This is a genomic window from Actinomadura sp. ATCC 39365, assembly GCF_054392275.1.
Window position 1 is genome coordinate 1,483,671 of the sequence record NZ_CP184335.1, and the last position, 22,464, is coordinate 1,506,134.

The window sequence follows — 22,464 nt, forward strand, 5'->3', positions numbered from 1 at the left end:
ATGTACGTACGGCTATTGCCGTTCTATGGCATTCCAGTCAGAACGTACGCGGCCACGAGTTCTTCCTTGCCTTTCAGGCTGAGCCGTCCGAGGGCGTTCACCGAGGCGTCGCGGCCGAGCTGCCTCAGGGTCGTCTCGCCGATCACCACCGTCCCCGGCTCGGCCAGGGCCTGGAGCCTGGCGGCCACGTTGACGCAGTCGCCCATGGCGTTGAAGCCGCGTAACTCGGGGCTGCCGATGTTGCCGACCAGCGCGGGGCCGGTGTTGACGCCCACCCGGAAGGTCGGCCACTCCACCTCGTCGACGCGCTTCCAAGCCATCTCCTCGGCCACCTCGGCGGCGGCCCGCTGCATCTCCAGCGCGGCCCGGCAGGCCGCCCTGGCGTGGCCGGCCTGCGTGGCCGGCGCGTTGAACAGGGCCAGCATCGCGTCGCCGACGAACTGCACGATCGTGCCGCCGTTGTTCAGCACGCAGGGGACGGCGGCCGTGTGGTAGCGGTTGAGCATCTCGACGATCTCGCCGGGCGCGACCTGCTCGGAGAACGAGGTGAATCCCTTGAGGTCGGCGAAGAGCGCGGTCAGCTCCTTCAGCTCGCCGCCGAGCGCCGCCCGCGCCGGGTCGGCGAGCAGCGCGTTGGCCACGTCGGGCGACATGTACTGGCGGAAGAGGGTGTCCAGCTCCTGGTAGAGGCGGGCGTTCTCCAGCGAGATGGACAGCTGGCCGGCGAGCGTGGCGGCCAGCGCCTCGTCATGGCCGGTGCGGCCCACCGGCACCTCCAGCACGCCGGCGAGGTGGCCCCTGACCGTGAGCGGGTAGGCCAGCCGGTGGTCGCGGCGGATCGGGCCGTCGCCCTCGAACTCGTACGCGCGGGAGCCGATCTGGGTCTTGCCCTCCGACACCAGCGCGATCTTGACGTCTCCGTACGCCTGCCTGACCCGGTCGAGCGCGGTGGTCAGCAGCTCGCCCTCCGGCAGGCCCACGCGGGTCTGCGCGCTCACCGCCACCAGCGCGGCCAGCCGCTCCGACAGCTCCCGCTCGTGGGCCAGCGCCGTCCCGGCCCGGTCGAGCACGGCGGCCTGGCTCTCGTTCAGCCGGAACTTGCCCGACAACCGGGCCGCGGCCAGCGGCTCGCCCCGGCGTACGTGCTCGACCAGCTCCTCCAGGGCCTGGTCGTAGTCCTGCTGGAGGCGGGCGACGGTCGCCGCCAGCGTCACCGAGTCGAACAGCCCGGCGCTCGACCCCTCGCGCCTGAACTGCAGGTACGCGCTGTAGGCCACGAACACGAAGGCGAGGGTGAGCAGCGCGTGCCACTCCCACCACGTCAGGTGCCAGTTGAGCTGCGACGTTCCCGCGACCATCGCCTCGGCCAGCAGCGCGTACGCGGTGATCAGGCTGACCAGCATGGCCGAGGGACGGCGGCGGTGGAGCAGGAACATCATCACGCCGGCCACGCCGTACAACAGGACGCCGGGGATCGAGGCCGGGCCCAGCCAGCTCATGGGCGCGACCGGCGGCGGCTGACTGAGCTCGGTCAGCTCGGGCACCAGCGAGACCAGCGCCCACAGCAGCATGAACCCGAACAACATCGCCCGGACGAAGTGCTGCGCCGCGAGGACGCTGCCGGCCGCCCGCTCGCCCAGCGGCAGGGCCGAGGCGAACGCGAACATCGCGGCGATCGTGAGCCCCACCTGCTGCCCCAGGTCGAAGCCCAGCGAGCCGGTCGGCAGGATGACCCCCGGCGTGGCCAGGCCGTGCAGGAGGAAGAAGCCCGCGCTGCTGAGGAACACCATGGAGACCAGGAACAGCCGGGCGTCCTGACGGCGGCGCGCGGCCTCGGTGATCAGCCCGCCGAGCGCCACGTTGATGCCGGCCACCGCGAGGATCATCCAGAAGTGGCTCGCGTTGTGCTGCCAGACGACGTTGAGGTGGGGCTGGGAGAGCAGCAACCAGAGCCCCAGCAGGGGAAGGGCGAGGTGGATGACCCAGACCACGCCTCGGACGGGCTGCGTGGCCGGCGGCAGGTAGGGGCTGGGCACAGACCCGATTATGCACGCGGGATCGCCGCTGCCAATGCGTCCTTTTACCCACTGCAACGGCGACAGTCGGTCAATCCGGTCAGTAACCCTCTGTTTCGTGACAAATACGTTATGTAGTTTCTGCCAACCTTTGGAACGGTCGAAACGTGAATCTCATGCACCACATGAGCATCACTTGTTCCCTGGAAGGAAAGCCGTGGCTATCAAGGTTCGCGGTGGGCGTACGCTCACCCTCGCCACTGTCGGAGCGCTCGCCGCCTCGCTCCTCGCCGTCGGTGGCGTGGCCACCGCCTCGTCGGCGGCGAGCGAGGTGTACGCCTGCGTGCACAAGAAGACCCGGTACGTCCGCATCGTCAACCCCACCACGCCGTGCCGCAAGACCGAAGAGCGCGTCGTGATCGGCGGCAGCACGACGCAGCTGAACGGCGGCACGTCCGGCCCCAAGGGCGACCAGGGCCCCCAGGGCCCGCAGGGTCCGCAGGGCCCCCGCGGTGAGACGGGCCACATGGGCCCCCAGGGCAAGCCCGGCCTCCCCGGCAAGGACGGCAAGGACGGCGAGCGCGGCCCGGCGGGCCCCCAGGGCCCGAAGGGTGACGACGGCAAGAACGGCCAGGACGGCCAGGACGGCAAGCAGGGCCTCCCCGGCAAGGACGGCAAGGACGGCGAGCGCGGTCCGGCCGGCCCCCAGGGCCCCAAGGGCGACGATGGCAAGCAGGGCCCCCAGGGCCCCAAGGGTGACCCCGGCACCGGTGGCGGCGTTACCGGTGCGACCGTCGTCAGCGCGAACTTTTACCACGACAAGTCCGCCAGCGCGAGCTGCCCGGCGGGCAAGATCGCCACTGGTGGCGGCTACGCCGCCGGCGCCAACGGCAAGATCACTGGTAGCTACCCGACCGTCGAAGGCGGCACCCCCAAGGGGTGGACGGTCACGTTCGACAGCAACGCCAATGGCACCGTCTATGTGATCTGCGTCTGACAACGCTGAAAGGGCCGGTGCGGGGTGACCCCGCACCGGCCCTTCTCGTTCGAACGTCAGCCGAACAGCGCCGGCAGCGTCGCCGAGTGGGTCTCGCGGAGCTCCTCGATCCCCACCTCGAACGCGCCCTCGACCACCAGCGACGCCCCGCCGGTGACCCCGAGCCCGTAGCACGGCACCTCGTGCCGCCCGCACAGCGCCGCGAACTCCTCGAACGCCTCCGGCCGGACCACGACCAGGGCCCGCGCCGCCGACTCGCTGAACAGGTCGGTGAACGGCTCGCCGCTCAGCGCCACGGTGGCCCCGATGCCACGGGCCAGGCACGACTCGGCCAGCGCCACGGCCAGCCCGCCGTCGGACAGGTCGTGCGACCCCTCCAGCAGCCCGCGGGCCGCCGCCTCGACCAGCACGGTCGCCAGCGCCTGCTCGGCCTCCAGGTCGGTGTGCGGCGGCAGGCCGCCCAGGTGGCGGTGGGCCACGTGCGCCCACTCCGAGCCGCCGAACTCCTCGGCGGTGTCACCGAGCAGCACCACCCGCAGCCCCTCGGCGGTGAACCCGGACGGCACCCGCTTGGCCACGTCGTCGATGACGCCGAGCACGCCCACGACCGGCGTGGGGTTGATGGCCGTCGAGCCCGTCTGGTTGTAGAAGGAGACGTTCCCGCCGGTCACCGGCACGCCGAGGGTGCGGCAGGCGTCGGCGAGCCCGCGTACGGCCTCGGCGAACTGCCACATCACCTCGGGGTCCTCCGGCGAGCCGAAGTTGAGGCAGTTGGTGACGGCGAGCGGCTTGGCGCCGGTCACGGCCACGTTCCGGTACGCCTCGGCCAGCGCCAGCTGCGCCCCCGCGTAGGGGTCGAGCTTGGCGTAACGGCCGTTGCCGTCGGTGGACAGCGCGATGCCCCGGGTCGTCGGCTCGGCCCCGGCGATGACCTCGGAGATGCGCAGCATCCCGGCGTCGGCGGGCTGGGCCAGCACGGTGTTGGAGCGGACGTAGCGGTCGTACTGGGAGGTCACCCACTCCTTGGAGGCCAGGTTGGGCGAGCCGAGGAGCTGCAGCAGGGTGGCCCGCAGGTCGTCGGGGCGCGCCAGCCGGTCGGGAGTGTCGGCGTTGAGCGCGCCCTGCCCGGCCGGCTCGTGGTAGGGACGCTCGTAGACCGGGCCCTCGTCGGCGGCGGTGCCCGGCGGGATGTCCACGATGACCTCGCCGTCCCAGGTCATGACCAGGCGGCCGGTGTCGGTGACCTCGCCGATGACGGTGGCCGGGACGTCCCACTTGGCGCAGATCGCCATGAACGCGGGGATGTCGTCGGGCCGGACCACGGCCATCATCCGCTCCTGGGACTCGCTCATCAGGATTTCCTCGGGCCTGAGCGAGGAGTCGCGGAGCGGGACCAGGTTGAGGTCGACCTTCATGCCGCCGGTGCCCTTGGCGGCCAGCTCGGTCGTGGCGCAGGAGACGCCGGCCGCGCCGAGGTCCTGGATGCCGACGACCACGTCGGCCGCGTAGAGCTCCAGGCAGCACTCGATGAGCAGCTTCTCCATGAACGGGTCGCCCACCTGCACGGCGGGCCGCTTGGCCTGCGACTCGTCCTCGAACGTCGCCGAGGCCAGCACGGACGCGCCGCCGATGCCGTCGGGGCCCGTGGACGCGCCGAACAGCACGACCTGGTTCCCCGGCCCCGGCGCGGTGGCCAGCTTGATCTGGTCTTTGCGCAGCAGGCCGACGCACAGCGCGTTGACCAGGGGGTTGCCGATGTAGCAGGGGTCGAAGACGACCTCGCCGCCGATGTTGGGCAGGCCCAGGCAGTTGCCGTAGTGGCTGATGCCCTCGACCACGCCGGGCAGCACCCGCCGGGTGTCCACGGCGTCGGCGCCGCCGAAGCGCAGCGCGTCCATGACGGCGATCGGGCGGGCGCCCATCGACATGATGTCGCGCACGATCCCGCCGACGCCGGTGGCCGCGCCCTGGTGCGGCTCGACGTAGGACGGGTGGTTGTGCGACTCGATCTTGAACGTGGCCGCCCAGCCGTCGCCGATGTCGACGACGCCCGCGTTCTCGCCCATGCCCACCAGAAGCGCCTCGGACTTGGGCGCCTTGGTGGCGAACTGCCGCAGATGCACCTTGGACGACTTGTACGAGCAGTGCTCGGACCACATGACGCTGTAGATGGCCAGCTCGGAGCCGGTGGGACGGCGACCCAGGATCTCCTTGACCCGGTCGTACTCGTCCTGCTTCATCCCCAGCTCGGCGAAGGGCATCGGCTCGTCGGGGGTCTCGGCGGCCCGCTTGACGCTGTCGGTGCTCATGCGTTCACCAGATTCTTCAGGATGGACGTGAAGAAGCCGAGCCCGTCGGTGCTCGGCGCGCCGACCAGCTCCTCCACGGCGTGCTCCGGGTGCGGCATGAGGCCGACCACGTTGCCCGCCTCGTTGCGGATGCCGGCGATGTCGTTGAGCGAGCCGTTGGGGTTGCCCCCGGCGTAACGCACCACGACGTGGCCGCCGGACTCCAGCGCGGCCAGCGTCTCCGCGGAGGCCACGTAACGGCCCTCGCCGTGCTTGACCGGCAGCACGATCTCCTGGCCCTGTTCGAAGGAGCCGGTCCAGGCGGTGGCGGTCTGCTCCACCGTGACCCGCTGGTCGCGGCAGACGTAGTGGAGCGAGGCGTTGCGGGTGAGCGCGCCGGGCAGCAGGTGGGCCTCGCAGAGGATCTGGAAGCCGTTGCAGGTGCCGATGACCGGCAGTCCGGCCCTGGCGGCCGGGACGAGCTCGTCCATCAGCGGGGCGAACTTCGAGATCGCGCCGCAACGCAGGTAGTCGCCGTAGGAGAAGCCGCCGGGCAGGAAGACGGCGTCGACTCCCTTCAGGTCGTGGTCGGCGTGCCACAGCGGGACCGCCTGCGCGCCCACGAGGCGCACGGCTCTGGCGGCGTCCTGGTCGTCGAGAGTTCCTGGAAACGTGACTACGCCCACACGGGCAGCGCTCATGACAGTCGTCCCCTCCGAGGAATGCGCACGCGCGTGCCACCGTCTCTTTGGGGTCGGACGGCGGTCTACGGCGGTGTACTCAGATTATCGGGTGCGCGGCTGTGTTCCGGGCAGCGGGTCGGACCGTGGTCGGACAGCCGTCAGACAGCGGCCAGCTCGCGGTGACGGGCGCCCTCGGCCTCGTCGTCCCAGGCGAGCGTCTTGCGCAGGTGGACCGTCGTGCCACGGCCGGGCGTGGTGCCGAAGGAGATCTCGTCCACCACGGACCGCATGATGAGCAGGCCGCGGCCGTTCTCGGTGTCGGGCGGAGGGAAGTGCAGCGGCATCGACGGAAGGCCGTCGCCGTTGTCGGCGACGCGCACGTCGCAGCGGCCGTAGCCGATCGACGCCGAGACCTCGTAACGGTTGGCGGGGCCGCCGTGTCGCACCGCGTTGGAGCACGCCTCGGAGACGGCGAGCAGCATGTCGGCGATGCAGGTCTCACTCACGTTGAGTGAGCGCATCGCGTCGCCAAGCACTCGCCTGACCATCGGTATGCCGATCGCATCCCGAGGCAGCGCCAACGAGAACTCAATATCCACCGGACTCCTCCGGGCTCCGGAATGTCACCTGGAGTAGGTTTCCCTGTGAAATCGGGGCTAACCGCAAAATCACGTTGTTGTTATTTAGTGTTGGCACGCCCGTGGCATTGTGGCATGCCCGAACGCGACTTTAACTCACCAGGGGTAAAACCAGGCATCAAATGTGCCTTCTACCCCTCAACCCGGACGCTGTAGTCCTCGATCACGGTGTTGGCCAGGAGTGTCTCGGCCATCTTCCGTACCTCGTCGAGGGCCGCCTCGTCGGCCGGGCCCTCCAGCTCGACCTCGAACCGCTTGCCCTGACGGACGGCCGAGACGCCGGAGAAACCGAGCCTGGGCAGCGCCCTGGCGATGGCCTGGCCCTGCGGGTCGAGGATCTCGGGCTTGAGCATGACGTCGACGATGACGCGCGCCACTACGTTCCTCCTGGGTGGAGTGGGTGCTTGGGAAAGCAAGCCTACCGGCGCGCATGGCCGTCAACACAACGGGAACGGGGAGGACATGGGGCTTGCGCGGAGGGCTGTGACGTCTGCCACGATGTCCCCAAACGCGTATGAACCACCACCACATGGTTCGCACGCACACACGGCTGGCCTCAGGTGGCGACCCCATCGACACCGGCCCCGATCGCACAGGAGCGGCACGTGACAGTCGACGCCTCTCGTGGTGCCGAAGCACCCCCTGAGCTCGTGCAGTTGCTCACCCCCGAAGGAGTACGGGTCGAGCATCCCGACTACGACATAGACCTGACGCCCGAGGAGGTCAGGTCGCTCTACCGCGACCTGGTGCTCGTCCGGCGCATCGACCTGGAGGCCGTGGCGCTGCAGCGTCAGGGCGAGCTGGGCATCTGGGCCTCGCTGCTCGGCCAGGAGGCCGCCCAGATCGGCTCGGGCCGCGCGCTCACCGACTCGGACATGGCCTTCCCCACCTACCGCGAGCACGGCGTCGCCTGGTGCCGCGACGTCGACCCGGTGAAGCTGCTCGGCCTGTTCAGGGGCGTCAACCACGGGGGCTGGGACCCCGAGGAGCACAACTTCCACCTGTACACGATCGTGATCGGCAGCCAGACCCTGCACGCGGTCGGCTACGCCATGGGCATCCAGCGCGACGACGCCTCCGCCGCCACGATCGCCTACTTCGGCGACGGCGCCACCAGCCAGGGCGACGTGAACGAGTCGTTCATCTGGGCCAGCGTGTTCAACGCGCCCATCGTCTTTTTCTGCCAGAACAACCAGTGGGCCATCTCCGAGCCGCTGGAGAAGCAGAGCCGCATCCCCCTCTACCGCCGGGCCTCGGGCTTCGGCTTCCCGGGCATCAGGGTCGACGGCAACGACGTGTTCGCCTGCCTCGCGGTGACCAGGAAGGCGCTCGAAGCCGCCCGTACGGGCCAGGGGCCGACGCTGATCGAGGCGTTCACCTACCGGATGGGCGCCCACACCACGACCGACGACCCGACCCGCTACCGGGTGGCCAGCGAGCTGGAGGCGTGGAAGCTGAAGGACCCGATCGAGCGGGTCAAGTCGTACCTGTTCCGCAACGAGCTGGCCGACCAGGGCTTCTTCGACGCCGTGACCGCCGAGGCCGACCAGCTCGGCGCCGACCTGCGCAGGCGGTGCCTGGCGATGCCCGACCCCGAGCCGCTCGATATGTTCGACCACGTCTATCGCGAGCCCCACGCGCTCATCGACGGAGAGCGCGCTCAGTTCGCCGCCTACTTGGAGGGCTTCGAGAAATGACGGTGTTGAGCCTGTCCAAGGCGCTTAACGAGGGCATGCGCCGCGCCATGGAGGACGACCCCAAGGTCCTCATCATGGGCGAGGACGTCGGCAAGCTCGGCGGCGTGTTCCGCGTCACCGACGGCCTGCAGAAGGACTTCGGCGAAGACCGGGTCATCGACACGCCGCTCGCCGAGTCCGGCATCATCGGCACCGCGATCGGCCTGGCGCTGCGCGGCTACCGGCCGGTGTGCGAGATCCAGTTCGACGGGTTCGTGTTCCCGGCGGCCGACCAGATCATCACGCAGCTCGCCAAGATGCCGATGCGCTCGCTCGGCGCGATCAAGCTGCCCGTCGTCGTGCGCATCCCGTGCGGCGGCGGCATCGGCGCGGTCGAGCACCACAGCGAGTCGCCCGAGGCGTACTTCACGCACACGGCCGGCCTGCGCGTGGTGGCCTGTTCCAACCCGGCCGACGCCTACACCATGATCCAGCAGGCCATCCGGAGCGACGACCCGGTCATCTTCTTCGAGCCCAAGCGCCGCTACTGGGAGAAGGCCGACATCGACACGGCCTCGACCGACTGGTGGACGCCGTTCGACAAGGCCGCGGTCGTGCGGCCCGGCTCCGACGTCACGCTGCTGGCCTACGGCCCGATGGTCAAGACCTGCCTGGAGGCCGCCACGGCCGCCGAGGACGACGGCCGCTCGCTGGAGGTGATCGACCTGCGCTCGCTCAACCCGCTGGACGAGCCGCTGGTCATGGAGTCCGTACGCCGTACCGGCCGGGTGGTCGTGGTCCACGAGGCGCCCGTCTACAGCGGCTTCGGCGCCGAGCTGGCGGCCCGGATCACCGAACAGTGCTTCTACCACCTGGAGTCGCCCGTGCTGCGGGTCGGCGGCTTCTCCACCCCCTACCCGCCGTCGAAGCTCGAAGAGCACTACCTGCCCGACCTGGACCGGGTGCTCCACGCCGTCGACCGCGCCTTCGGGTTCTGAAAGGGGGACGTGCTTCATGCGACGCGAGTTCAAGCTTCCCGACGTCGGGGAGGGGCTGACCGAGGCCGAGATCGTCCGCTGGCACGTGCGGCCGGGCGACGAGGTCAAGGTCAACCAGATCGTGGTGGAGATCGAGACCGCCAAGTCCATCGTCGAGCTGCCGATCCCCTGGGACGGCGTGGTCGCGGGCGTGCTGGTCGAGGAGGGCCGCACGGTCGACGTCGGCACGCCGATCGTCTCCGTGGACACCGGCGGCGAGGCGGGCGGCGCAGGCCAGGGACCCGCTGACCAGGGCCTCAAGGCGCTGGCCGACGACATGGTCCCCAAGCCGCCGGAGGAGGGCGCCGTCGAGCCCGGCGCCCACGGCAGCCCCGCGCCCAAGGAGGAGCGGCAGGCGGTCCTGGTGGGCTACGGCGTCAAGACCGGCGCCTCCAAGCGCCGTCCCCGCAAGCAGCCGGCGGAGCCGATCGCGGCCGCGCCCGTGGCCAACCCGGCCCGCGTGGAGGTCCCCGGCCCGGCCCCGACGGCCCGCCCGGCCGAGCCGGCCGGGCCGCCGCCCGTCGTCGCGCCCGTCGGTCCGGGCCGCGTGGCCGTGCTGGCCAAGCCGCCGGTCCGCAAGCTGGCCAAGGACCTGGGCGTCGACCTCGCCACGCTCACCGGCACCGGCCCCCAGGGGTCCATCACCCGCGACGACGTGCACGCCGCCGCGCAGGGCGGCCTCCAGGCGGCGCCCGAGCCCGTCCAGCAGGGGCAGCCCCAGCGGCGGGAGGAGCGCGTCCCGGTCAAGGGCGTGCGCAAGATGACCGCCCAGGCGATGGTGGCCAGCGCCTTCACGGCCCCTCACGTCACCGAGTTCCTCCAGGTGGACGTGACGGAGACCATGGAGGCGGTCAGGCGGCTGCGGGCCCTGCCCGACTTCGCCGAGGTCAAGGTCTCCCCGCTGCTCCTGGTCTGCCGGGCCCTGCTCACCGGGGTCAGGCGCTACCCGATGATCAACTCGTCCTGGGACGAGGCGGCCCAGGAGATCGTGGTCAAGCACTACGTCAACCTGGGCATCGCCGCCGCCACGCCGCGCGGCCTCGTGGTGCCCAACATCAAGGACGCCCACGCCCTCCCGCTCCCCGAGCTGGCCAGGCAGCTGGGCGCGCTGGCGGAGACGGCCAGGGCCGGCCGCACCCAGCCGGCCGAGATGGCGGGCGGGACGATCACCATCACCAACGTGGGTGTGTTCGGCGTCGACGCCGGCACCCCCATCCTCAACCCGGGCGAGTCGGCCATCCTGGCCTTCGGCCAGGTCAGGGACATGCCGTGGGTGGTGAACGGCGAGCTGGCGGTGCGCAAGGTGACCACCCTCGCGCTCAGCTTCGACCACCGGATCGTCGACGGCGAGCTGGGCTCGATGTTCCTGCGCGACGTCGGCGCGATGCTGGAGGACCCGCTCCGCATGCTGGCCTGGGGCTGAAGCCAGGCGGCGACCGCCGGGAGGACCCCTCTCCCCGGCGGTCACCGCAGGCTCGGCCAGGGCGCCTTCTTGTCCCGCGCGCGGGGGCCGTACGACTCCAGCCACACGGGCGCGCCCACGACATGAGAGACCGCCGCGGGCCAGTCTGATACACCGTCCTCGTAGACCGGCGCGGCCCGTAGCAGCCGGGCCGTACGGTCCGGCTCGGCGAACGTGACGGGCCGGTCGTAGCGCACGCACATGCGGGAGACGTCCGCGTCGAGGTGGGTGAGCGCGAGACCGTCCACGCCGCCGGCCGCCTCGGCCGCGTACCGGTGGGCGACCGCGTCGAAGTGCCCGCGGCGGAAGGCTCCCTGCCACGGGCCGGTCACGTTGTGCGGCTCGGGCAGCTCCAGGCCGGGGTCCTCGGTCACCAGCGGGCCGGGGCCGTGTCGGGTGGTGTAGGTCCGCAACACCCCGAGCCGCGCCGCCCCCGCCCCCTCCAGCAGCTCCAGCGCGTTGGCGAAGGTCGTCGTGCTCCACGTCGTGTACGGGTCGAACCCCCACCGCTCGTCCAGCAGCACGCCCTGCGCCCCCTCGAACACCACCGGCCCCCGCCTGACCAGCCCGGCGGTGTACGACGAGTCCACCAGCCGCACGCGCTCGGCGAACGCCCGGTAGACGGCCACGCAGTCGGCCACCGGCGGCCCCTCGACCCCCAGCGCCTCCCGCAGCACGGTCAGCTTGCGCGTCAGCTCGCGCGGCGAGTCGCCCGCCCGGGGCGCGAGCGCGCCGTGCTCCAGGTGGTACGCCATCGTCTCCCCGACGCCCATCCCGCAGGACCCGTGCCGCGCATCCCCGCGCGCCAGCTCCCGCCTGCGCCCGGCCTCGACGTGGTACGGCGTCGCCAGGAGGCAGTCCCGGTCCACCGTGAGCAGCCCGAAGGGGTCGGGCACGCCGAGCCGCGCCAGGTGCTCCGCCTCGGCCGACAACGCCAGCGGATCGACCACTACGAACCGCGAGAGATGCGTGCGAACCCCCGGAACGTCCCGGCGCCGAACTGCGCGAACGTGTGATGCCGCCCGTCGTCCAGGACGACGTTGTGCCCCGCCCGGGCGCCGCCGTTGAACCGGACCACGGCGTGGACGGGCAGCGTGGCGCATGCCCAGTCCACGACCGTGCCCTTGCCGGCGTCGCCGTACCCGAGGTCGACGACGACGAGGTGCTCGTTCACGCCCGCAGCCCGCCGAGCCCGTCCAGCCCGTCGAGCGGCTCGGCGGTGACCACCGTGCCGCGGTCGAGCCTGGCCAGGGCCCGCGACACCGACGCGCCGGCCGTCGAGCCCAGCTCGGCCAGGTCCTCAAGGCCCTCGTCCAGGTCGATCGCGTCCTCGCCGAGCCCGACGGTGAGCGCGATCGTCTCGCACACGGCGTCGAGGTCGTCCAGCTCCAGCACGTTCTGGCCGAGCAGGCGGCGCCAGGAGTCCAGCACCTCGGGGTCGCCGGCGTAGCTGGCTCCCTGCGGGAGGATGAAGTAGACGTCGTACTTGCGGGTCAGCTCGGCCACGACGTCGGCCACCCCGAGCGGCGCGGTCAGCCGGTCGCCGACGAGGTCCTTGACGTGGTTCCTGGACACCCGCTGGTAGGGCATCTCGTCGCCGATGACGAACAGGTAGCCGCGCTTGCCGCGCTTCTCGTGGCAGTCGATGGAGGTGTGCCTGGCCATGAAGTACATGGCCAGCTCGTAGGACTCGCGCTTCTGCCCGCCGCCGCCGCCCTCCAGCAGGATCAGGCCGAGCTGGTCGTCCATGCGGTTGTCGGACTCGAACTGGCCGACCTGCAGCGGCGCCCGGTCGCAGGTGGCGTCGCCGATCGCGCCGAACATGATCTGCGGGTCGGTGGCGTACCCCTTGCGCAGCAGCAGCCCGAGCAGGTCCGGCAGGCGGGTCTGCAGCGTGCGGGGGACCGCGCGCATCGAGCCGGTCACGTCGAAGAGCACGGCGATGGCCAGCGAGTCGGGGTGCTCGGCCGAGTCGCGGCTCTCCCGCGTCACGCCGAAGGGGTCGAGGTCGGGGTGGACGCGCCGGGCTCCGCCGTCGCTGTAGGCGAAGGCGCTGGAGCCGGTGGCCGCGCGGTAGCGCGCGGCGGAGTCGTAGACGTTCGTGGACCAGATTCCGCTGCCCATGGCAGCCTCCCTCAAAGGTGGAGCGGACGGTACGTACGGGGCCCGTAGAGATCGTCGAGCAGGTCGTCGAGCTCGCGCAGCAGCTCCCACGCGTCGGACGGCGGGCGCAGCAGACAGCCGCGGACGAAGGCGCGCATCCGGCGCGGGCACTCGCCCAGCAGGCGTTCGACGCACCGGGTCAGGGCGGCGATGTCGGCGCGCTCGTCGAGCCGGTCGCCGTGGCACCAGTCGACCAGCACGAGCCCGTGGTCGAGGGGATGGATGAGGACGTGGCGGGGGAGCACGGCGCCGTGCGCGACGCCGGCCCGGTGGGCGAGCCCGGCGGCCACGAGCAGCCGCCGCCAGATCCAGGCCACGTCGCGGGGGTCGAGGCCGGTGCCGGCGCGTTCGAGGGTGACGAACCCGGCGGGCGCCCGGCTGACCACGTTCGCCTGCCGGACCACCTCGCCGCCGCGGTAGCGGAAACTCGCGACGAGGCGGGGGACGTACGGCAGGAAGCGCGGGTCGCCGTCCGCGGCGATCTTCCGCAGCGCGGCGGCCTCGCGGACCAGCAGCCGGTCGGCGGCCGGGTCGCGGGCCACCTTGAGCAGCGAGTCGCGCTCGGCGCCGCGCCCGGCCGGGTAGAGCACGGCGGTGCCGCCCTTGTGCAGCGGCGGCCCGACCAGGAAGTCGCCGACCCGCTGACCCCGGTGGTAGGTCTCCCAGAGCGCGACCAGCCGCTTGAACGCCTCCTCGCCGCCCGGCGCGAGGTCGGGATGCAGCGCCCTGGCCAGCCGCCGGTAGACGCCGGCCGCGGACCCGCCGGCGAAGAGCTCCTGGGCCGATCGCGCCCCCATGACGATCGCCGCCGCCCGCTCGGTGTTCATCGCACCTCCTCCTCCCGTGCGGGCCGCAGCAGCGCGGGATGGAGCAGCCGGGCGTCGCCCGCGCGGTAGAGCCTGGCCCGCGGCCCGCCCCTGGGGCCGCCGGTCTCGGTGGTCTGGCCGGTGCTCTCGACGAATCCGGGGACGGACAGGATCTTGCGGTGGAAGTTGCCCGCGTGCAGCGGCGTGCCCCACACGGTCTCGTAGATCAGCCGCAGCTCGGAGACGGTGAACTCGGCGCCGGCGAAGGCGGTGGCCAGCGGCGTGTACTCCAGCTTCGACCGGGCCCGCTCGACGCCGTCGGCCAGGATGCGGGCGTGGTCGAAGGCGAGCGGCGGCACGTCGTCGACCGGGTGCCAGACGGCCGCGGCGGCGTCCGTGCCGGGCTGGGGGTCGGGCAGGTCGGGGGCGAAGGCGAGGTAGGAGATCGACACCACCCGCATGCGGGGGTCACGGCCGGGGCCGCCGTAGCTGGCGAGCTGCTCGATGTGCGCCGGGCGGGTGGCCAAGCCGGTCTCCTCGGCCAGCTCGCGCACCGCCGCCTCGGCCAGGTCCTCGTCCGGCTTGATGAAACCGCCGGGCAGGGCCCAGCGGCCCGCGTACGGCTCCACGCCGCGCTCGACGATCAGGACGTGCAGCCGCCGGTCGCGGATGGTCAGCGCCACCACGTCGACGGTGACCGCGACCGGCGCGTAGAGCCGGGGGTTGTAGCCGGCCAGGAACTCTTCCATCCCCAAGTCCTTCTCAGTTCGAGTCAATCTCGATCTGAGAATAACTCTGCTGACGGGTGTGTGTCGATAGGGTTGGCGCATGATCCGTCACATTGTGCTGTTCACATGGGCCGACGACGCCACCGACGAGCAGAAGGCCGCGGTCGCGACCGAGCTGCGCAAGCTGCCGGGCGAGATCCCGCAGCTACGGGCGTACACGGTGGGGCCCGACGCCGGCATCACCCAGGGCAACCACGAGTTCGCCGTGGTCGCCGACCTCGACAGCGTGGACGACTTCGTGATCTACCGCGATCATCCCCGGCACCAGGCCGTGATCGCGGAGTACATCAAGCCGATCCTGGCGACGCGCGCCGCCGTGCAGCTCAGCCTCTAGAACCCTCTAGAACTCGGGCGGGTGGTTCTCGCGGTGCATCAGCCGGTCCTCGGAGGTGCGCCCGCGCCGGGGCGCGAGCACGATGCTGAGCACGACGCCGACGCCTCCGACGATCATGAAGATGACGCCGATGATGTCCATGTGCACGCTCTGGCCGAACACGTCGGGTTCGATGGCGAACCGCAGGATGGCGCCGAGCGTGAGGAAGAAGATGCTGACCCCGACACCCATGACGACCTCCAGGCAAAGGCGAGATGTGCCCACGGTCATACCCGGGTATCGGTGACCACACCCCCGCCGCGTCAGGCGAGACAGGACAGTGGCCGTCCGCCGTTGTAGGCGATCATGTCCTCCACGGCCGCGCCGACGTCGATCGGCGCGCCGGGCGGGCGGCCGTCCAGCTCGGCGTAGGCCCGGTGCAGGTTGCCCACGAGGCGTTCGTGGTCGAGCAGCGCGCCCCACTCGCCGAGGTCGGTCTCCCGCGCCGCCTCCAGGGGCGTCATGCCGGCCGCGTGGCCCCGCCGGGCGGTCTCCTGGACGAACCGCAGGTAGCCCTCGACCCGGTCGTAGACCTCCGGCCCGCACACCTCGCCGTGCCCGGGGACGACCGTCTCCGCGCCCAGCTCCCTGAGCGTGTCCAGGGCGGCGATCGTCCCGGCCACCGAGCCCATCAGGACGAACGGCGTGCCGCCGTTGAAGACCAGGTCGCCGGAGAACAGCACCCGCCGCTCCGGGATCCAGACGATCGAGTCGTTGGTCGTGTGCGCGGCCGGCCCGACGTGCCGCACCTCGCAGCGCAGGTCGTCGGAGTAGAGGGTGACCCCCTCGGTGTACGTCAGGAACGGCGGCGCGACCTCCATCGCTCCCCACACCACCTCCGGCGACCAGGCCCCCGGTACGCCGGGACCCCGTCGGCCAGGATCTGGGCGCGGACGCCCTCGTGCCCGACGATCGTGGCCTCGGGGAACAGCCAGTTGCCGAAGGTGTGGTCGCCGTGGTGGTGGGTGTTGACCAGCGTGGTGATCGGCCCGCCGCTGACCTTGCCGACGGCCGCCCGCAGGTCGCGGGTGCGGCGCTCGGTCGAGCAGGCGTCCACGCAGATCACGCCGCGCCGCCCGGCCAGGAAGCCGGTGTTGTTGATCCACCAGCTCCCGTCGGGCTGGACGTAGGCGTAGACGCCCTCGGAGACCTCTTCGACGCGCGGCGGGGGCAGGGGGTGGTCATGAGGTGAAGAGCTCATGCCCGGAACCTAACAGCGACGCCCGCTCCCGGAGCGGGAACGGGCGTCACCAGCAGTGGCTCAGAAGGCCTCTTCGGGAAGCTCCATGAGGTCCTGGCCGGTGGCGGCGAGGACGCGCCGCTCGGCCGCCAGCCTCGGCAGCACGGTCGTGGCGAAGAACGACGCCGCGGCCACCTTGCCCTGGTAGAACGGGTCCTCCGACTCCGCCAGCCGGGCCAGGGCCACCTCGGCCTGGCGCAGCAGCAGCCAGCCGATCACCAGGTCGCCCAGCGAGAGCAGGAACCGGGTGCTGTTCAGGCCGACCTTGTAGACCTCCTCCGGCTTCTCCAGCGAGCCGAGCGCCCAGCCGGCCATGGTGTCGCCCATGACCTTGACCTCGGCGGCGGCCTCGGCGAGCAGCTTGCGCTCCTCCTTGAGCCGGCCGTTGCCCGCCTCGGAGGCGGCGAACTCGTTGATCTCGGCGAGCAGCGCGCCCACCGCGGCGCCCTGGTTGCGCAGGATCTTCCTGAAGAACAGGTCGAGGCCCTGGATCGCGGTGGTGCCCTCGTACAGGGAGTCGATCTTGGCGTCGCGGATGTACTGCTCGATCGGGTAGTCCTGCAGGTAGCCCGAGCCGCCCAGCGTCTGCAGCGAGCGGGCCAGCAGCTCGTACGAGCGCTCGGAGCCGACGCCCTTGACCAGGGGCAGCAGCAGGTCGTTCATGGCCTCCGCGTGCCGGTCCGCCGGGTCGATCAGGAGGGCGTCCTGGAAGGTGGCCGTGTAGAGGACCAGGGCGCGCATGCCCTCGGCGTACGACTTCTGCAGCATCAGCTCGCGGCGCACGTCCGGGTGGTGGGTGATGGTCACCCGGGGGGCGGACTTGTCGGCCATCTTGGTCAGGTCCGCGCCCTGGTAGCGGGACTTGGCGTAGTCGAGGGCGTTCAGGTAGCCGGTGGAGAGCGTGGCGATGGCCTTGGTGCCGACCATCATGCGGGCGTGCTCGATCACCATGAACATCTGCTTGATGCCCTCGTGCACGTCGCCGACCAGCCAGCCGATCGCCGGGTGCTTGTCGCCGAAGGTGAGCTCGCAGGTCGTGGAGACCTTCAGGCCCATCTTCTTCTCGACGTTGGTGACGTAGGCGCCGTTGCGCTCGCCCAGCTCGCCGGTCTCCAGGTCCACGTGGAACTTGGGCACCAGGAACATCGACAGGCCCTTGGTGCCGGGACCGTGGCCCTCGGGACGGGCCAGGACCAGGTGGAAGATGTTGTCGGCCATGTCGTGCTCGGCGCTGGTGATGAAGCGCTTGACGCCCTCGATGTGCCAGGTGCCGTCGGGCTGCTGGACCGCCCTGGCCCGGCCGGCGCCGACGTCCGAGCCCGCGTCCGGCTCGGTGAGCACCATGGTGGCGCCCCAGTTCTTCTCGATGGCCAGCTCGGCGAAGCGCTTCTGCTCCGGCGTGCCCAGCTTCCACAGGGTGTAGGCGAAGTTGGGGCCGGCGGCGTACATGTACAGGGCCGGGTTCGAGCCGAGCACCATCTCGGCCGTCGCCCAGGCGAGGGTGCGCGGGATGCCGGGGCCGCCCAGCTCGGCGGGCAGGTCGAGGTGCGCCCAGCCGCCGTCCATCAGCGCCTTGAACGACTTCTTGACGCCGGCCGGGACGGTCACCGAGCTCGTCGCGGGGTCGAACACCGGCGGGGTGCGGTCGCCCTCCTCGAAGGAGTCGGCGAGCACGCCGGTCGCCAGCCTGTTGACCTCGTCCAGGATGCTCCGCGCGACGTCCTCGTCCACTTCGCCGAAGGGCCCGGTGCCGAGGATCTCGCGTCGACCGAACACCTCGAAGAGGTTGAATTCCAGGTCACGCACGTTGCTCTTGTAGTGGCCCATGGGTGCAGATCTCCTTGAACCGAGGTCTTCATGTACTGGCCAGTAACCTTACCTGCAATGCTACCCGCGGGTAACCCCGCCCATGCGTGGCATGCTCGACTCCATGGACGCCGAAGAACTCGCCACCAGATGGCGGGAGCGACTGGAATCCTGGGCCATCCCCGAGGAGATCCTGGCCAAGGCTCCGGCCGATCCGTGGAGCCATTCACCGGCCCGGTTCGCCACGCGGACCGACCGGGCGCTGGCCGAGCCCGACGACGGCCCGACCATGACCCGGCTCGCCGAGGCGCTGCCCGACAAGGGCACGCTGCTCGACGTCGGCTCGGGCCCCGGCGCCGCCTCACTGCCGCTGCGCGAGCGCATCGGCCACCTCTACGCGGTCGACACGTCCGCGCCCATGCTGGAGGGCCTGAAGGTCAGGGCGATGAACCTCGGCGTGCCCGCCACCACCGTCGAGGGGCGCTGGCCCGACGTGGCCGACCAGGTGCCGGTGGCCGACGTGTCCGTCGCCGCGCACGTGGTCTACAACGTGCCCGACCTGGCGGAGTTCCTCCAGGCGCTCGACCGCCGCACCCGCGGCCGGGTGGTGCTCGAACTGTCGCACCGTCATCCCATGAGCTGGATGACGCCGCTCTGGCAGCACTTCCACGGCGTCGACCGCCCGGTCCGGCCCATCGCGGAAGACTGCGTGGCCTTGGCCGCGGCGCTGGGCTTCCCCGTGCGCGTGGAGGAGCGGGAGGCGCCCCTGGAACGTTTCACGACCGTCGAGGAGCTGGCCGAGAGCGCCTGCCGCCGGGTGTGCCTCGACCCGTCCAGGGTGGAGGAGGTGGCCGAGACCGCCGTCGAGCTGGGCATGTGGCCGGTGCCGCGCGACCGGTGGGTCACCGTCTGGTGGGAATGATCCGTTTCTCTGAGCCGTTGTACGAATTGAGCTGACTGCTCCCGGACGAGACGCGCCGTACCCGGAATGCCAAGACGACGCACGTACCTGTACGTCTCGTCCTCAGGAGTACTGATCATGGCGTGGATCCTCATCGTGCTGGCCGGCCTGTTCGAGGTGGCCATGGCACTGTCGCTCAAGCTCAGCAACGGCCTCAGCAACCTGTGGTGGACCCTGTCCTTCCTGGCCACGGCCGCCCTGAGCTTCGGGCTGCTCGCCTACGCGCTCAAGTCCCTGGAGGTCGGCACCGCGTACGCCGTGTGGACCGGCATCGGAGCCGTCGGCACCGCGATCCTCGGCATGGTCGCCATGGGCGACGACGTGTCGCCGCTGCGCCTGACCTCGATCGCGCTCATCCTGGCCGGTGTCGTGGGGCTCAATCTGGCTGGTGGACACTAGTGCGATGATTGAGATCCATGCCATCACCGTCGACGCCACCGACCCCTACGAGATCGCGAACTGGTGGAGCCAGGCCACCGGGTGGCCGTTGGGCGAGGGTGACAAGCCGGGCGCCGACGAGGTGATGCTGCGTACGCCGCAGGGCCCGTTCCTGCTGTTCATCCGGGTGCCCGAGGCCAAGGCCGGCAAGAACCGGGTGCATTTCGACGTCAACGGCACCGAGGGCCGTACGCGTGACGAGGAGGTCGAGCGGCTGCTCGGCCTCGGCGCGACCGTCTTCCAGGACCAGCGCAGGCCCGACGGCACGGGCTGGGTGACCATGCTCGACCCCGAGGGGAACGAGTTCTGCGTGTGCCGGAGCGAGGCCGAGAAGGCCTTGCCGGAATGATGTTCTGTCGGTGAAGCTGGCCCCATGAGCGTGAGGGCCGTCGTCTGCACCGGCCGGGCGGTTGCCCGACGGCGGCAGGGTGGTGGCGATCACCGGGCTGGGCGGCTTCGCCACGCGGGTGCTGGTGCACCGGGCGCAGGCCGTACCGCTGCCCGAGGGCTTCGACGTGCTCGCGGCGGCGGCGTTCCCGCAGAGCTACTGCACCGCCATGTACGCGCTCAGCGAGCGCGGCCGGCTGCTTCCCGGCGAGCGGGTGCTCGTGCTCGGGGCGGGCGGCGGTGTGGGGCTGGCCATGGTCCAGGTCGCCAAGGCGCTCGGCGCCGTCGTGCTGGCGGCGGCGTCCACCGGCGAGAAGAGGGAGCGCGCCCGGCGGGCGGGAGCCGACGACGTGATCGGCTACGACGGGCTGAAGGAAGCGGCCAGGGCCTGGGCCGTGGACGTGGCCGTCGACCCGGTCGGCGGCGAGCTGTCCGAGCAGGCCCTTCGCGGGCTGCGCGAGGGCGGGCGGCTCCTGGTCGTCGGGTTCGCCTCGGGCGCGATCGCGAGGCTGCCGGCCAACCAGGTGCTGCTGCGTAACCGGGCGGTGGTGGGCGTCGACTGGGGCGCGTGGTCGATGAGCCACGCGGCGGAGAACCGGGCCGTGCTCGAAGGTCTGCTGACGATGCCGGGCATCGTCCCGGCGGCGCCGGAGGTCAGGCCGCTGGCGGAGGCGGGCCGGGCCATGGACGACCTGCTGGAGCGGCGGGTCACTGGGAAGATCGTGCTCGTCCCTTCATCGTGAGGGTCAGGATCGCGGCGATCAGGTAGACCAGCGCGCCGTGCCACATCGCCTGCACGGCCGAGCCGAACACGCCCTCGTCGTCGAGCACGAGCTGCACCGGGTAGTCGAGCACCGCCGTGATCGCGGCGGGCAGGAGCGCGAACTTCCACGGGTGCCGCAACGACCACAGCCGGGCCTGGCGGGTGACGCGGTCGCCCTCGTTCGGCTTGGCGACCGAGCCGATCGCGGCGATCAGCGCGAACAGGCTGATGCCGAGGCCCAGGGCCCACACCAGGTCGCCGTCGCCGGTGAGCGCGCCCATCCCGAAGCTGGCGGCCGACACCACGGCGCCGCCGATGGCGGCGGTCTTCCAAGGGGCGCCCCGCAGGGCCGCCGCGGACAGTGAGACTTCATCGCGTCTACTGATTTCGTTCATGTCCTCATGGTGCCGCCGCGGGCCCCCAGGAGGCATCGGGGACGGACCCTGACCTGTCCCTGACATGATTCCCATATGACGGAAATCGCCATTGTGCAGTTGGGGCCGGACGACGGGGAGCGGCTGAAGGACGTCCGGCTGCGTGCGCTCCAGGAGTCACCGGACGCGTTCGGCTCCTCCTACGCGCGCGAGGCCGGGTTCTCCGCCGCGGACTGGGCCGAGCGGCTGAAGAATCCGCACTCGAGCTGGTGGGTGGCCGAGGGCGACGGCCTGGGCGACGTCGGCTTGGTGTGCATGCTCCTGGAGGAGTCCGGCGCCCACCTGCTGTCCATGTGGGTCGCCCCCGAGGCCAGGGGGACGCGGGCTCGCCTCCCGGCTGGTCGACCGGTCCGTCGAGTGGGCCCGTTCGGCCGGGGCCGAGCAGGTGCAGCTCTGGGCCGTCGACCGCAACCACGCCGCCCGCGCGCTCTACGGGGCCAAGGGCTTCGTCCGCAGCGGCAAGGTCATGGCCCTGCCCTCCAACCCGTCCCTGATGGAGTCCCACTACGTGCTTTCCCTGCTGTTCCGGCAGGCCCGCAAGGAGGACGTCCCGGCCATCGTCCGGCTGCTGGCCGACGACCCGCTCGGCGCCGCCCGCGAGGGAGCCCCCGACGACACCCGCTACCTGATGGCCTTCGACCGCATCGAGGCCAACCCGCACGACGAGCTCATCGTGGCCGAGCGGGAGGGCGAGGTGGTCGGCACGATGCAGCTCACGTACCTGGCCGGGCTGTCGCGGCTGGGCTCCGAGCGGTGCCAGATCGAGGCCGTCAGGGTGGCCGCCTCGACGCGCGGCCAGGGGCTCGGCGGCAAGATGATCCAGTGGGCCATCGACCGGGCGCGGGCCAGGGGGTGCGCCGTCGTCCAGCTCACCTCCGACAAGTCGCGTACCGACGCCCACCGCTTCTACGACGCGCTCGGCTTCACCGCCTCCCACGAGGGCTACAAGCTCTCACTCAGCTGACCCGCCGTCGGCGAGCTGGGTCAGCATCCAGCGGCACCACTCGGCCCGGTGCCGCTCGTAGCTCAGCCCGCAGCGCAGCGTCGCGTAGCCGCCGAACCCCGGGTCGCCGAAGGCCGGCCGCCCGCCGAACGACGCCTCCTGCCGTTCGTAGTCGGCCAGCCGCTCCTCGTGCGCGGCGAGCTGGTCGGCGAACAGCCGCCGCAGCGACTCCGGCTCGGCCAGCCACGCCGCGTACGTCTTCAGCACCAGCTCGTCGCGCTCCGGCCGCTCGCGCGGCGGCTCGGTGACCCATGCCCGCAGTGCCGCCAGGCCCTCGGCGGTCAGGTGGTAGACCTTCTTGGCCTGCGGCCCCGGCCCGTGCGCGCTCTCGAACCCGACCAGCCCGGCCGCCCGCAGTTTCTGCAGCTCGGCGTGGATCTGGCTGTGGCCGGCCGTCCAGAAGTAGCCGACCGGCCGCCGCATGGCCGCCGCGAGGTCGTATCCGGTGCGATCGCCGCGCGCCAGCACGGCCAGGATCGCGTATCCGAGCGTTGAGGTCATGGTGG

Annotated in this window: 27 protein-coding genes, 1 pseudogene and 1 riboswitch; of the genes and pseudogenes, 11 read left to right on the forward strand and 17 right to left on the reverse strand. The window is 71.4% G+C overall.

The genetic code is table 11. From position 1 onward, the window contains the following. Window positions 1–23 precede the first annotated feature (23 nt). The gene (locus ACNF49_RS07650) at window positions 24–2,036 is read right to left on the reverse strand and encodes an adenylate/guanylate cyclase domain-containing protein (RefSeq protein WP_357986850.1); all 2,013 of its coding nucleotides are present in this window, start codon (window positions 2,034–2,036) and stop codon (window positions 24–26) included. A 196-nt stretch (window positions 2,037–2,232) separates the two neighbouring features. Here ACNF49_RS07650 and ACNF49_RS07655 point away from each other — a divergent pair, with 196 nt between their 5' ends. Beyond that, window positions 2,233–3,012, forward strand: a complete 780-nt coding sequence (locus ACNF49_RS07655; protein WP_482943232.1) for a collagen-like domain-containing protein — start codon at window positions 2,233–2,235, stop codon at window positions 3,010–3,012. 56 nt (window positions 3,013–3,068) lie between these two features. Here the strand turns inward: ACNF49_RS07655 and purL are convergent, their stop codons facing one another. The 4 genes from purL to purS all read right to left on the reverse strand — a co-directional run bounded on the left by purL (window position 3,069) and on the right by purS (window position 6,998). Then, window positions 3,069–5,321, reverse strand: coding sequence for a phosphoribosylformylglycinamidine synthase subunit PurL (gene purL, locus ACNF49_RS07660; protein WP_482943233.1), 2,253 nt, complete (start codon window positions 5,319–5,321; stop codon window positions 3,069–3,071). Further along, window positions 5,318–6,001: a phosphoribosylformylglycinamidine synthase subunit PurQ gene (gene purQ, locus ACNF49_RS07665; protein WP_482943234.1), complete on the reverse strand. Its 684-nt coding sequence runs from the start codon at window positions 5,999–6,001 to the stop codon at window positions 5,318–5,320. The genes purL and purQ overlap by 4 nt, the downstream gene beginning before the upstream one ends. 140 nt (window positions 6,002–6,141) lie before the next feature. After that, complete coding sequence (locus ACNF49_RS07670) at window positions 6,142–6,531, reverse strand: ATP-binding protein (RefSeq protein ID WP_352361053.1); 390 nt, start codon at window positions 6,529–6,531, stop codon at window positions 6,142–6,144. Window positions 6,532–6,752: 221 nt separating this feature from the next. Further along, window positions 6,753–6,998 carry a phosphoribosylformylglycinamidine synthase subunit PurS gene (gene purS, locus ACNF49_RS07675; protein ID WP_352320496.1) on the reverse strand — a complete coding sequence of 82 codons (246 nt, stop codon included), beginning with the start codon at window positions 6,996–6,998 and terminating at the stop codon, window positions 6,753–6,755. Between the two features lie 228 nt (window positions 6,999–7,226). Between purS and pdhA the strand changes: the two genes are divergently transcribed. From pdhA to ACNF49_RS07690, 3 genes are read left to right on the forward strand one after another with little or no spacing between them, the layout of a single operon-like run. After that, on the forward strand, window positions 7,227–8,318 hold the full coding sequence (gene pdhA, locus ACNF49_RS07680; RefSeq protein ID WP_357986837.1) for a pyruvate dehydrogenase (acetyl-transferring) E1 component subunit alpha: 1,092 nt from the start codon (window positions 7,227–7,229) through the stop codon (window positions 8,316–8,318). Next, window positions 8,315–9,295, forward strand: coding sequence for an alpha-ketoacid dehydrogenase subunit beta (locus tag ACNF49_RS07685; protein WP_482943236.1), 981 nt, complete (start codon window positions 8,315–8,317; stop codon window positions 9,293–9,295). Before pdhA ends, ACNF49_RS07685 begins: the two co-directional genes overlap by 4 nt. Window positions 9,296–9,311: 16 nt before the next feature. After that, window positions 9,312–10,757 (forward strand): dihydrolipoamide acetyltransferase family protein, encoded by a 1,446-nt coding sequence (locus tag ACNF49_RS07690; protein ID WP_482943237.1) that lies wholly within the window; start codon window positions 9,312–9,314, stop codon window positions 10,755–10,757. Window positions 10,758–10,798: 41 nt separating this feature from the next. Here ACNF49_RS07690 and ACNF49_RS07695 read toward each other — a convergent pair whose 3' ends face one another. The 5 genes from ACNF49_RS07695 to ACNF49_RS07715 are packed head-to-tail and all read right to left on the reverse strand — an operon-like array spanning window position 10,799 to window position 14,514. Further along, entirely contained in the window at window positions 10,799–11,746 is a 948-nt protein-coding gene (locus ACNF49_RS07695; protein WP_482943238.1) for an adenylosuccinate synthetase, read from the reverse strand. Then, window positions 11,746–11,970, reverse strand: a complete 225-nt coding sequence (locus tag ACNF49_RS07700) for an adenylosuccinate synthetase (RefSeq protein ID WP_482943239.1) — start codon at window positions 11,968–11,970, stop codon at window positions 11,746–11,748. The genes ACNF49_RS07695 and ACNF49_RS07700 overlap by 1 nt, the downstream gene beginning before the upstream one ends. Then, on the reverse strand, window positions 11,967–12,920 hold the full coding sequence (locus tag ACNF49_RS07705; protein ID WP_482943240.1) for a hypothetical protein: 954 nt from the start codon (window positions 12,918–12,920) through the stop codon (window positions 11,967–11,969). Before ACNF49_RS07705 ends, ACNF49_RS07700 begins: the two co-directional genes overlap by 4 nt. Before the next feature lie 11 nt (window positions 12,921–12,931). Further along, window positions 12,932–13,786, reverse strand: a complete 855-nt coding sequence (locus ACNF49_RS07710; protein WP_357986822.1) for a molecular chaperone DnaJ — start codon at window positions 13,784–13,786, stop codon at window positions 12,932–12,934. Continuing rightward, window positions 13,783–14,514, reverse strand: coding sequence for an NUDIX hydrolase (locus ACNF49_RS07715; protein ID WP_482943241.1), 732 nt, complete (start codon window positions 14,512–14,514; stop codon window positions 13,783–13,785). Before ACNF49_RS07715 ends, ACNF49_RS07710 begins: the two co-directional genes overlap by 4 nt. A 79-nt stretch (window positions 14,515–14,593) precedes the next feature. Here ACNF49_RS07715 and ACNF49_RS07720 point away from each other — a divergent pair, with 79 nt between their 5' ends. Beyond that, window positions 14,594–14,887: a Dabb family protein gene (locus ACNF49_RS07720; RefSeq protein ID WP_357986816.1), complete on the forward strand. Its 294-nt coding sequence runs from the start codon at window positions 14,594–14,596 to the stop codon at window positions 14,885–14,887. A gap of 6 nt (window positions 14,888–14,893) precedes the next feature. Here ACNF49_RS07720 and ACNF49_RS07725 read toward each other — a convergent pair whose 3' ends face one another. From ACNF49_RS07725 to ACNF49_RS07740, 4 genes are all read right to left on the reverse strand, one after another. Continuing rightward, window positions 14,894–15,118: a hypothetical protein gene (locus ACNF49_RS07725; protein WP_352320513.1), complete on the reverse strand. Its 225-nt coding sequence runs from the start codon at window positions 15,116–15,118 to the stop codon at window positions 14,894–14,896. Window positions 15,119–15,189: 71 nt separating this feature from the next. Then, window positions 15,190–15,747: an MBL fold metallo-hydrolase gene (locus ACNF49_RS07730; RefSeq protein WP_482943242.1), complete on the reverse strand. Its 558-nt coding sequence runs from the start codon at window positions 15,745–15,747 to the stop codon at window positions 15,190–15,192. Continuing rightward, complete coding sequence (locus ACNF49_RS07735; protein WP_482943243.1) at window positions 15,723–16,127, reverse strand: MBL fold metallo-hydrolase; 405 nt, start codon at window positions 16,125–16,127, stop codon at window positions 15,723–15,725. Before ACNF49_RS07735 ends, ACNF49_RS07730 begins: the two co-directional genes overlap by 25 nt. A gap of 60 nt (window positions 16,128–16,187) precedes the next feature. Then, window positions 16,188–17,993: an acyl-CoA dehydrogenase gene (locus tag ACNF49_RS07740; protein ID WP_482943244.1), complete on the reverse strand. Its 1,806-nt coding sequence runs from the start codon at window positions 17,991–17,993 to the stop codon at window positions 16,188–16,190. Between the two features lie 103 nt (window positions 17,994–18,096). Between ACNF49_RS07740 and ACNF49_RS07745 the strand changes: the two genes are divergently transcribed. The 4 genes from ACNF49_RS07745 to ACNF49_RS07760 all read left to right on the forward strand — a co-directional run bounded on the left by ACNF49_RS07745 (window position 18,097) and on the right by ACNF49_RS07760 (window position 20,501). Continuing rightward, window positions 18,097–18,894 carry a class I SAM-dependent methyltransferase gene (locus ACNF49_RS07745; RefSeq protein WP_357986805.1) on the forward strand — a complete coding sequence of 266 codons (798 nt, stop codon included), beginning with the start codon at window positions 18,097–18,099 and terminating at the stop codon, window positions 18,892–18,894. A 23-nt stretch (window positions 18,895–18,917) separates the two neighbouring features. Continuing rightward, window positions 18,918–18,978, forward strand: a riboswitch (guanidine-III (ykkC-III) riboswitch). A 33-nt stretch (window positions 18,979–19,011) separates the two neighbouring features. Next, entirely contained in the window at window positions 19,012–19,332 is a 321-nt protein-coding gene (locus tag ACNF49_RS07750; RefSeq protein WP_352320519.1) for a DMT family transporter, read from the forward strand. Between the two features lie 4 nt (window positions 19,333–19,336). After that, entirely contained in the window at window positions 19,337–19,720 is a 384-nt protein-coding gene (locus tag ACNF49_RS07755; RefSeq protein WP_357986799.1) for a VOC family protein, read from the forward strand. 82 nt (window positions 19,721–19,802) lie between these two features. After that, on the forward strand, window positions 19,803–20,501 hold the full coding sequence (locus ACNF49_RS07760; RefSeq protein ID WP_498702261.1) for a zinc-binding dehydrogenase: 699 nt from the start codon (window positions 19,803–19,805) through the stop codon (window positions 20,499–20,501). Here ACNF49_RS07760 and ACNF49_RS07765 read toward each other — a convergent pair. Beyond that, a complete protein-coding gene (locus tag ACNF49_RS07765; RefSeq protein ID WP_357986793.1) occupies window positions 20,467–20,916 on the reverse strand; it encodes a hypothetical protein in 450 nt (149 codons plus the stop codon). The two genes, ACNF49_RS07760 and ACNF49_RS07765, sit on opposite strands and share 35 nt — an antisense overlap. A gap of 179 nt (window positions 20,917–21,095) precedes the next feature. Further along, a complete protein-coding gene (locus ACNF49_RS07770) occupies window positions 21,096–21,248 on the reverse strand; it encodes a hypothetical protein (RefSeq protein WP_482943246.1) in 153 nt (50 codons plus the stop codon). Window positions 21,249–21,283: 35 nt separating this feature from the next. Here ACNF49_RS07770 and ACNF49_RS07775 point away from each other — a divergent pair. Continuing rightward, window positions 21,284–21,391 (forward strand): annotated as a pseudogene (locus tag ACNF49_RS07775) (GNAT family N-acetyltransferase); the annotation flags it as partial. A 57-nt stretch (window positions 21,392–21,448) separates the two neighbouring features. After that, on the forward strand, window positions 21,449–21,919 hold the full coding sequence (locus ACNF49_RS07780; protein ID WP_498703800.1) for a GNAT family N-acetyltransferase: 471 nt from the start codon (window positions 21,449–21,451) through the stop codon (window positions 21,917–21,919). Here the strand turns inward: ACNF49_RS07780 and ACNF49_RS07785 are convergent. Continuing rightward, the gene (locus ACNF49_RS07785; RefSeq protein ID WP_482943247.1) at window positions 21,908–22,459 is read right to left on the reverse strand and encodes a PadR family transcriptional regulator; all 552 of its coding nucleotides are present in this window, start codon (window positions 22,457–22,459) and stop codon (window positions 21,908–21,910) included. The genes ACNF49_RS07780 and ACNF49_RS07785 overlap by 12 nt on opposite strands. Window positions 22,460–22,464 lie beyond the last annotated feature (5 nt).

What these genes read in the sequence shown, in the direction of transcription:
- purL (WP_482943233.1), bottom strand. Translation starts at nt 5,321, where the DNA reads ATGAGCACCGACAGCGTCAAGCGGGCCGCCGAGACCCCCGACGAGCCG.
- purQ (WP_482943234.1), bottom strand. Translation starts at nt 6,001, where the DNA reads ATGAGCGCTGCCCGTGTGGGCGTAGTCACGTTTCCAGGAACTCTCGAC.
- ACNF49_RS07670 (WP_352361053.1), bottom strand. Translation starts at nt 6,531, where the DNA reads ATGGTCAGGCGAGTGCTTGGCGACGCGATGCGCTCACTCAACGTGAGT.
- ACNF49_RS07685 (WP_482943236.1), top strand. Translation starts at nt 8,315, where the DNA reads ATGACGGTGTTGAGCCTGTCCAAGGCGCTTAACGAGGGCATGCGCCGC.
- ACNF49_RS07690 (WP_482943237.1), top strand. Translation starts at nt 9,312, where the DNA reads ATGCGACGCGAGTTCAAGCTTCCCGACGTCGGGGAGGGGCTGACCGAG.
- ACNF49_RS07705 (WP_482943240.1), bottom strand. Translation starts at nt 12,920, where the DNA reads ATGGGCAGCGGAATCTGGTCCACGAACGTCTACGACTCCGCCGCGCGC.
- ACNF49_RS07710 (WP_357986822.1), bottom strand. Translation starts at nt 13,786, where the DNA reads ATGAACACCGAGCGGGCGGCGGCGATCGTCATGGGGGCGCGATCGGCC.
- ACNF49_RS07715 (WP_482943241.1), bottom strand. Translation starts at nt 14,514, where the DNA reads ATGGAAGAGTTCCTGGCCGGCTACAACCCCCGGCTCTACGCGCCGGTC.
- ACNF49_RS07720 (WP_357986816.1), top strand. Translation starts at nt 14,594, where the DNA reads ATGATCCGTCACATTGTGCTGTTCACATGGGCCGACGACGCCACCGAC.
- ACNF49_RS07725 (WP_352320513.1), bottom strand. Translation starts at nt 15,118, where the DNA reads ATGGGTGTCGGGGTCAGCATCTTCTTCCTCACGCTCGGCGCCATCCTG.
- ACNF49_RS07730 (WP_482943242.1), bottom strand. Translation starts at nt 15,747, where the DNA reads ATGGAGGTCGCGCCGCCGTTCCTGACGTACACCGAGGGGGTCACCCTC.
- ACNF49_RS07735 (WP_482943243.1), bottom strand. Translation starts at nt 16,127, where the DNA reads ATGAGCTCTTCACCTCATGACCACCCCCTGCCCCCGCCGCGCGTCGAA.
- ACNF49_RS07740 (WP_482943244.1), bottom strand. Translation starts at nt 17,993, where the DNA reads ATGGGCCACTACAAGAGCAACGTGCGTGACCTGGAATTCAACCTCTTC.
- ACNF49_RS07745 (WP_357986805.1), top strand. Translation starts at nt 18,097, where the DNA reads ATGGACGCCGAAGAACTCGCCACCAGATGGCGGGAGCGACTGGAATCC.
- ACNF49_RS07750 (WP_352320519.1), top strand. Translation starts at nt 19,012, where the DNA reads ATGGCGTGGATCCTCATCGTGCTGGCCGGCCTGTTCGAGGTGGCCATG.
- ACNF49_RS07755 (WP_357986799.1), top strand. Translation starts at nt 19,337, where the DNA reads ATGATTGAGATCCATGCCATCACCGTCGACGCCACCGACCCCTACGAG.
- ACNF49_RS07765 (WP_357986793.1), bottom strand. Translation starts at nt 20,916, where the DNA reads ATGAACGAAATCAGTAGACGCGATGAAGTCTCACTGTCCGCGGCGGCC.
- ACNF49_RS07770 (WP_482943246.1), bottom strand. Translation starts at nt 21,248, where the DNA reads ATGGACAGCAGGTGGGCGCCGGACTCCTCCAGGAGCATGCACACCAAG.
- ACNF49_RS07780 (WP_498703800.1), top strand. Translation starts at nt 21,449, where the DNA reads ATGGAGTCCCACTACGTGCTTTCCCTGCTGTTCCGGCAGGCCCGCAAG.
- ACNF49_RS07785 (WP_482943247.1), bottom strand. Translation starts at nt 22,459, where the DNA reads ATGACCTCAACGCTCGGATACGCGATCCTGGCCGTGCTGGCGCGCGGC.